The sequence below is a fragment of the Amphritea sp. genome (genome assembly GCF_016744155.1).
Classification (GTDB): Bacteria; Pseudomonadota; Gammaproteobacteria; order Pseudomonadales; family Balneatricaceae; genus Amphritea.
The window spans coordinates 1-8,461 of the sequence record NZ_JADGEW010000047.1 but is presented as its reverse complement, the minus strand read 5'-3'; the positions used below and the strand labels follow the sequence as shown (position 1 = coordinate 8,461).

General features: G+C 46.5%; 9 protein-coding genes. All 9 read left to right on the top strand.

Annotated features, from left to right (window positions below; all coding sequences use genetic code 11):
* The coding region (locus tag QZZ54_RS19160; RefSeq protein WP_290705825.1) for a FixH family protein at nt 1-473 on the top strand (473 nt) is incomplete at its 5' end.
* Between the two features lie 9 nt (nt 474-482).
* Nucleotides 483-2,990, top strand: a complete 2,508-nt coding sequence (locus QZZ54_RS19155) for a heavy metal translocating P-type ATPase (RefSeq protein ID WP_290705824.1) — start codon at nt 483-485, stop codon at nt 2,988-2,990.
* Nucleotides 2,987-3,187, top strand: coding sequence for a cbb3-type cytochrome oxidase assembly protein CcoS (ccoS, locus tag QZZ54_RS19150; RefSeq protein WP_290705822.1), 201 nt, complete (start codon nt 2,987-2,989; stop codon nt 3,185-3,187). Before QZZ54_RS19155 ends, ccoS begins: the two co-directional genes overlap by 4 nt.
* Nucleotides 3,184-3,858, top strand: coding sequence for a sulfite exporter TauE/SafE family protein (locus QZZ54_RS19145; protein ID WP_290705820.1), 675 nt, complete (start codon nt 3,184-3,186; stop codon nt 3,856-3,858). The genes ccoS and QZZ54_RS19145 overlap by 4 nt, the downstream gene beginning before the upstream one ends.
* A gap of 67 nt (nt 3,859-3,925) precedes the next feature.
* Nucleotides 3,926-5,317 (top strand): oxygen-independent coproporphyrinogen III oxidase, encoded by a 1,392-nt coding sequence (gene hemN / locus QZZ54_RS19140; RefSeq protein WP_290705818.1) that lies wholly within the window; start codon nt 3,926-3,928, stop codon nt 5,315-5,317.
* A gap of 85 nt (nt 5,318-5,402) precedes the next feature.
* Nucleotides 5,403-6,182 (top strand): fumarate/nitrate reduction transcriptional regulator Fnr, encoded by a 780-nt coding sequence (gene fnr / locus QZZ54_RS19135; protein WP_290705816.1) that lies wholly within the window; start codon nt 5,403-5,405, stop codon nt 6,180-6,182.
* 82 nt (nt 6,183-6,264) lie between these two features.
* On the top strand, nt 6,265-6,807 hold the full coding sequence (locus tag QZZ54_RS19130; protein ID WP_290705814.1) for an adenine phosphoribosyltransferase: 543 nt from the start codon (nt 6,265-6,267) through the stop codon (nt 6,805-6,807).
* A 247-nt stretch (nt 6,808-7,054) separates the two neighbouring features.
* Entirely contained in the window at nt 7,055-7,939 is an 885-nt protein-coding gene (locus QZZ54_RS19125) for an alpha/beta hydrolase (RefSeq protein ID WP_290705812.1), read from the top strand.
* Nucleotides 7,936-8,409, top strand: a complete 474-nt coding sequence (locus QZZ54_RS19120; protein ID WP_290705810.1) for a hypothetical protein — start codon at nt 7,936-7,938, stop codon at nt 8,407-8,409. The genes QZZ54_RS19125 and QZZ54_RS19120 overlap by 4 nt, the downstream gene beginning before the upstream one ends.
* Nucleotides 8,410-8,461: the final 52 nt, after the last annotated feature.

The following is an 8,461-nucleotide window of genomic DNA, read 5'->3' as shown; positions in this document are numbered from 1 at the left end:
GACAGTGGTTGTGGTTTATTTTGGCACCTCTAATCGCCACAGTACTCTACTCTACGGTCTATATTACCGCCTCTATCGTCACTAATGATGGCGTTGTACTTGATGAATACACCAAAAAAGCCAAGGCTTTTCATGCGGATAACTCTAGCATTGAAGCAGCCCGCACCATGGGTTTATATGGCGATCTTAAGTTGGACCAGCTAACCGGCGACGTCGTTGTTAAGCTTAAAAGCTCGAATGACACCACGCTGCCCTCTCAGCTGGAACTGATCATTGGCCACCCATCCAGAGCGTCTCTGGACATTCTGGTGCCGCTACGTGAATTACAGCCGGGATATTATGCAGGTTCTCTCGATAAAACCCTGAAAGGTAGAAAATTTCTGATTATTCAGCCTGAGGGTAAAGCATGGCAACTAAGGCTTGAAGTTGAGCCCCCTTACGACGAGCAAATTTTTAAGCTCGGCTCCGAGTAAACGCCATTCATGAACGCACAACAAGAACCTGGCAACAACGATCAAGGCTGCTTTCATTGCGGCCTTGATATCCCCCATCACTCCAACTTTATCACTCTGATTAAGGGCAAAGCCCAGCGCATGTGCTGCCCAGGCTGTCAGGCTGTCGCGCAAGCGATTTCAGATGGTGGATTGGAGAACTACTATAAACACCGTACCGGTGAAACTCGTTCGCCAGAGTTTACAGACCTTTCAATTCCTGAACAGTTACTTGCCGAATTGGCCTTGTATGACCAAGCCTCTATACAGAAAGCATTTGTTTCAGAAAGCGAAGATGGCATTAAACAGGCGGCACTGGTTATTGAAGGCATTACCTGCGCTGCCTGTGTCTGGCTTTTAGAACATCAGATAAGTAATCTGCCTGGCGTAACAAAGGCATCAGTAAATCTTACTAATCATCGAGCTCAACTAAGCTGGAATAATGACGAAATTCAACTGAGTAGCATTCTCACCTCTATCTACCGAATCGGCTATCAGGGTCATCCTTACCATCCTGATAAAGAGGAGCAGATGCTTGCATCAGAAACCCGCAAGGCTACACGAAGGCTAGGCATTGCCGGCGTATTCTGCATGCAGGTAATGATGCTAGCCATGGCTCTTTATGCGGGTGAGATGCAAGGTATTGAAGATCATCTAGTCAACTTTATTCGCTGGGCAAGCTTTGTCTTAGCCACCCCGGTTGTTATTTACTCCGCCCGTCCTTTTTTCAGCGCCGCTATTCGTGACATTAAAACCGGCCATCTGACCATGGATGTCCCAGTGTCACTTGCGGTTGGCGGGGCTTATCTAGCCAGCATATGGGCAACCGTGACAGCTTCCGGTGAAGTCTATTATGATTCAGTCACTATGTTCACTTTCTTTCTGCTGATCGGTCGTTTTCTGGAAATGAAAGCCAGACACCGAACTGGCCGGGCAGGAAACTCCCTGCTTAATCTATTACCTGCCAGCGCAACTCTACTGAAGGATGGTGAAGAAATAATGGTTCCGGCCACCGATCTGAATATCGGCGACCGAATACTGGTAAAACCGGGACACACTGTACCTGCTGATGGCATTATTCTTACAGGCCAAAGCAGTATTGATGAATCTGCGCTAACCGGTGAATACCTGCCCGTTAGTAAGGCCAGCGGGGATTCTATCGTTGGCGGCACATGCAATGTTGAAAACCCGCTGCAGATTGAGATTACACAGGTAGGCGCAGCCACTCAGCTTTCAGCCATTGTAAGGCTTCTAGAGCGAGCCCACGAGGATAAACCAAAAGCTGCCCAGATCGCTGACAAACTAGCTGGCTATTTTGTCGCTGCCGTTTTACTAACAGCTTTGGTTGTCGGCATCAGCTGGTGGTTTATTGCACCCGAACATGCGTTTTGGATCACCCTATCGGTCCTGGTTGTTACCTGCCCCTGCGCCCTATCATTGGCAACGCCAACAGCACTGACCGTTGCTACTGGAACACTGCGTCAGAATGGCCTCTTAATTACCCGAGGTCATGTACTGGAAAGTTTAGCTAAAGCGACCCATATCATTTTTGATAAAACAGGTACTCTGACTGAAGGCAACCTTTCACTAAAAAGTGTTATCCCTCTCGGTCAATTAAACTATGAGCAAACGCTGGCTATCGCCTGCGCCCTGGAAGCACACTCCGAACACCCAATTGCCAAACCATTCCATGTACAAGCAAAACTTATGGAACCGATTCAGGCTGCAGAAATAACCAATCACGTAGGTCTGGGATTGGAAGGCCAAGTGAATGGACAGCGCTACCTTATTGGTAAACCCGCTTTTGCCAGCCGACACTGTTTAACCACGCTTAGCTACGATGATGCCCCTGATGATCACGGACAATGGTTATTACTGGCGTCTGAATCTGAACCTGTTGCATGGATAGGATTAAGTGACGCCCCGCGGAAACAAGCTAAAAACACCCTGGCTCAACTAACTCGCATGGGCTTACAAGTTGAGATGCTCACGGGGGACAGCTCCGCCGCTGTCGGGCATATTGCTAAAGAGCTGGGTATTGAAAATATTATTTCAGGTGTCTCACCGGAACAAAAACTACAACATATTCAGTCTCTTCAAGCTAATGGAGCCCGAGTCATTATGGTTGGCGACGGCATCAATGACATTCCTGTACTGGCTGGTGCGCAGACCTCCATAGCGATGGGCTCAGCCACTGATCTTGCTAAAACCAATGCCGACGCGGTCCTGATATCAGGAGAACTGCAACGCTTACCCCAGGCACTGCAACTGGCAAGAAAGAATCAAAAAATTATCCGCCAAAATCTGGGCTGGGCAATATTCTACAATATGATCGCACTTCCATTGGCAGCAACGGGAATGATAGCCCCCTATATGGCAGCTATTGGGATGTCTGCCAGCTCTTTAGTTGTAGTTGGCAACGCCCTTAGACTGTCTAAACTTGCCCGGACAAATCGGGTAGAATCACCTGACCAATCAAGAAAGATAACCACACCATGAATATTATGTACCTGCTCATCCCTATCGCTATTGTTTTTTCAGGCTTAGCAATATGGGGGTTTTTCTGGTCAGTTAACAGCGGTCAGTATGATGATCTTGAGTCACCAGCTCACAGCATTCTCTACGATGACGACGAACATTTGATACCTGATGATGCAAAACAAGCGCCCGTAAAGCCTCAAGATAAAAGCGAATGATAGAACCTCTTTCCGTCGTTACGGCCCTATTGCTTGGCCTACTCGGAAGCGCACATTGCCTAGGAATGTGCGGCGGCATTTCAAGTGCTGTGGCAATGGGTATAGACCGACAAAACCAACGACCGGCATTACTTCTTCTTGGCTTCAATTCAGGGCGCATTCTAAGCTACGCTATAGCTGGAGCCTTGATGGGAAGTATCGGATGGTTGATTCGTTCGCCTGAAGTCTCACTATTTTTGCGCAGCCTGGCCGGTATAATTCTGATCATGATGGGGCTCTATGTTGCCCAGATATGGAAGGGCCTTAGCTATCTTGAACGGCAAGGCAGTCATTTGTGGAAACATATTCAACCATTGAGCCGTAAGCTACTACCCGTCCAGACGCCTCTTCAGTCACTGGCACTGGGATTACTCTGGGGATGGCTACCCTGTGGCCTGGTTTACAGCACTCTGATCTGGAGCGCTACAGCCAATGACTGGAGAACATCAGCCTTAATGATGGCCTGCTTTGGCCTAGGAACAATACCCGCCATGTTTGCGACAGGCTTAATGGCGAACCAGGTACAGGCCTTGTTAAAAAATCGAAAAGCCCAAACCATAGCAGGCGTAATGATTATAGTTTTCGGGCTATATACCGTTCCCTGGCAGGGATTCGGACTGACACTAGCTTGATAAACATCAATACCGGGGCGATTTAAATCTCTATAATCGACCCTTTGCTGTAGAAGTGAGAAATATTGTGAACCAGAACAATCTGATTAAATGGGATCTCGATCTGATCCGCCGCTATGATTTATCAGGCCCGCGTTATACTTCGTACCCAACGGCAATCCAGTTTGATCCAAAACTCTCTGCTACTGATCTGGTCAGGACCGGCCAACAAACAGCTGACCTCAACACGCCGCTATCACTCTATGTGCATATCCCCTTCTGTGCTCACGTTTGTTATTACTGTGCTTGTAATAAAGTAATTACCCGCAACCGGAAGAAGGCACAGCCCTATCTTGATACAGTGTATAAAGAGATGGTCCAGCTCTCTGAGTGGTATTCAAATGACCGGATTGTTGAACAACTCCATTTAGGCGGAGGCACTCCCACCTTTATCAGTAACGATCAGATGATCGAACTGATGCAGAAGTTGCGTGAAAACTTCAAGCTGCTTGATGATGATTCCGGCGATTACTCAATCGAGATAGATCCCCGTGAAGTCGACCACGAAATGCTCAAAGTGCTGCGTGACATCGGCTTCAACCGGGTAAGCTTTGGTGTTCAGGATCTCGAGCTTAAAGTACAGGAAGCCGTAAATCGGGTGCAACCGGTAGAAGAGATAGCCGATGTATTGAATGAGTCCCGACGCCTGGGATTCCGTTCAATCAATATAGATCTTATCTACGGCCTCCCACATCAGACCTTAGGAAGCTTCACTAAAACTCTTGATACCATTATCGATCTCGATCCTGACCGCTTGTCGGTATTCAACTATGCCCATATGCCGGACCGTTTCCGTTCACAAAGTCATATCAAAACTGAAGACCTGCCCAGCCCTGAGACTAAGCTGGCTATTCTCGAAACCACGATCAGCAAGCTGATTGATGCGGGTTATGTTTACATCGGCATGGACCATTTTGCCAAACCCGATGATGAACTGGCGCTGGCTCAACTAAGTGGAAAACTTCATAGAAATTTCCAGGGATACACGACTCACAGTGATTGCGATCTGGTGGCAATGGGTGTCTCATCTATTAGTCAGATAGGTGATGTTTACTATCAGAATGAGCATGACATTGCGCTTTATTCTGCCGCAGTAGAAACGCGTGATAACGCTATTAAGCGCGGCGTCACCCTAACACTCGATGACCGAATCCGCCGGGCAGTGATTACCCAATTGATCTGCCATTTCCAGTTACATAAAAAAGATATTGAAGATCAGTTTGAAATATCTTTTGCTGAGTACTTTAATGAAGAGTTACTGGAATTGGAAAAACTCACCGGGGACGGCCTGGTTGTACTCACTAATGACAGTATCGAAGTAACTCCGGCAGGACGCTTACTGATTCGCAGAATATGCATGGCTTTCGATGCCTATATACCGAAGCAGTCACCGACAAAAGGGTTTTCCCGTATCATTTGATTCGGAAACACTTCACCCGGTGTACTTTTTAGTAGATAATCGAGTATTAGCTACGTCTAAAATAACGAATACAGGACATCATTTTATGGGCAACCATAAGGCATCTGAAGGGAAACTACATAGCTTGCAGCAGGCTCATTGTGGTACATGCAGCCTCAGTTCACTGTGCTTACCCGTGTCCCTTAATATGACAGAGATGGAACGGCTTGATGATATTGTCGATAAAAGCCGACCACTGAAGAAAGGCGAGCACCTGTTCCATCAGGGCGAACCTTTTTCATCTGTATACGCAATCCGTGCGGGAACTATCAAAACCTATACCCTTACCAATGAGGGAGAAGAACAAATTACCGGCTTCTACTTCCCTGGTGAATTGGTTGGTATGAGCGGCTTTGATAACGAGGAATATCCCGTTTCGGCGAAAATTCTCGAGACAACAACGGTCTGTGAAATTCCGTTCGAGAGACTCGATGATCTATCTGGGCAGCTACCAGAACTTCGTCGTCAGATTCTCAGAACAATGAGTAAAGAGATCCGTGATGATCAGCAGATGATGCTGCTACTTAGCAAGAAGAATGCGGAACAACGAGTAGCCTCTTTCCTCGTAAAGCTTTCTAACCGTTTCAAAGCGCGTGGCTATTCAACGACTAATTTCCGACTGTCGATGTCCCGCAATGAGATTGGTAACTACCTAGGGCTTGCCGTTGAAACGGTCAGCAGAATCTTTACCAGATTCCAGAAAATGGAACTGGTTAGTGTTGATGGTAAAGAGATAGAGCTAACCAACATTGAAGAGATTTTCAAACTGTCCGGTGAGTCTCAAGACGAAGATAGCAGCGAAGAAAAGTCCTGCCCTCTTACATAACGTCATCCCGGAAGCATCATAATACCCGCTCTATGCGGGTATTATTTTGTGTCCATATTCATACTGTTTTAAGGTAAACCTAATGAGCTTCGATGAGTGTTATATCAAGTCAGTCATGCGCACAATTCCGGATTGGCCGGAACCCGGTGTCATGTTCAGAGATATCACCCCTCTGTTTAAAGACCCAAAAGCATTACGCATGATCTCTGATGCTTTCATCCAACGCTATATCGATACTGATATTACCCATATTGCCAGCATCGATGCCCGCGGATTCCTGATTAGCTCTATTATGGCTTACCAACTCAACATTCCTCTGGTACTGGTACGTAAGAAAGGCAAGTTGCCAGGTAAAACTATTAATTGTGAATACGCTCTGGAATACGGTACTTCGGCGGTTGAAATGCAAATAGATGCCGTTGCAGAGGGAGATAAAGTACTAGTCTTTGATGATCTTATCGCCACAGGCGGAACCATCATGGCAGCCTGTACCATTATTAAAGAGCTCGGCGCGGAAGTATACGAAGCCGCTGCCCTAATTGATCTTCCTGACCTGAAAGGTTCTGATAAAATCCTACAGTCTGGCATCCCCGTGTACACGCTTCTGGCCTACGAAGGACTATGATTAAAAGCGCAACAAACAGAACCGTCCAAACAAACGGTTTCTATTAAAATACGATCAAGGAGTCTGTTCAGGCTCCTTTTATCTACCTTCTAGTTAATCTATTCTTAGCTCCCTACTTCCAATGTTCGTGCGCCTCTTTCACATCTACCGTTTTAACCTAAGTGCGACTATTCTATGATTGCATATTCCTTATAGATATATGAATATAACCATTATAGAAACACAATAAAAATAAGAGTAGAACGTTATGCTTAACAGGTCAGGCTACTTCACCGCCCTTTTAACCTCAGTATTTTTCTGCAGCCCTTTATGCGCCGAAGAGGTTTCAATAAAACAAGGAACTCTCGCCCTTAATGCCAATTTGCAACGAGTGGATGAACAACCCGTCAACGGACGAGTCGCTCTGATCACCCATGGAACCCTGGCACATAACGGCATGGAGATCATATCTACTCTTCAAGGCTTACTCTCTGATGAAGAACTGCCAAGCCTGGCTATCAATCTAAGTCTCGGGCTAGACAACCGTCACGACATGTACGATTGCACAACGCCTCATAATCACAAACATACCGATGCTGTAAGCGAAATAAACCTTTGGCTTGAATGGCTTAAAAATCAGGGAGCTGATGAGGTTGTGCTTATCGGACATTCTCGGGGAGGTAACCAAACGGCCTGGTATAGCAATCTCCACCCTAAATCGGCTATTGCTCAGGTATTGGTTGCACCCGCAACCTGGAGTGAATCTGATGCCCGCGAAAACTATAAGCAACGTTATGGTCAATCGCTTCAGTCAGTTTTGAGCCAAGCGGAGAAAATGAAACCTGACGACATGATGGAAACCACCAACTTTATCTACTGTGCTGATACCCAGGTGACCGCTGGCAGCTTTATCAATTATTATAAACCGGACTCACGTTTTAATACGCCGACCCTGCTCCAACAAACGGCTCTCCCCAGTCTGGTGATTATCGGCTCTGCAGACAAAACGGTCAGTAATCTCCCTGAAGCCATGGCTAAAGTCGATAATGTAAACATAGAGTCACTTCTTATCGAAGATGCAGACCACTATTTTCGAGACCTCTATGCTGACGAGGTGGTCGAGGGGATTATCGAATTTCTGGACCAACTATGAGAGAGTTTTTAGCCCGGCTTAGCCTTCTATCCCTGCTATTTCTAAGCATCCCGCTTCAGGCGGTAGAGCTACCTCTGCTAACCGACTTGAAGAAAGACAGCCAGTTAGCTGACTCGCATTTTCTATTGGTGTTAATCAGCCAGCCAAATTGTAGTTATTGCCGCCTGATTGAAGAGGAAATTCTCAAGCCGATGCAGGCAAGTGGCAGGTATGACGATCGATTACTTTTTCGAAATCTGATCATCAATGACGGCTACCAGTTAATCGATCTAGATGGACATCAGGTATCAGCAAATCAGTTTGCCTTGCGCTACAGTAGCTCATTAACACCTACTCTCCTGTTCATCAATCCACTAGACGGCTCCGAACTAATTGAAAAGATGATCGGAATAACCACGGTCGACATGTATGGTTTTTACGTTGACAAAGCTATAGATACCGCCCACCGTCAACTTCTCAACCTGCACTGATAATCTTTTCAACCAGCCCTGTTCTGCGACCCTATATCTCTTTACAATAGCC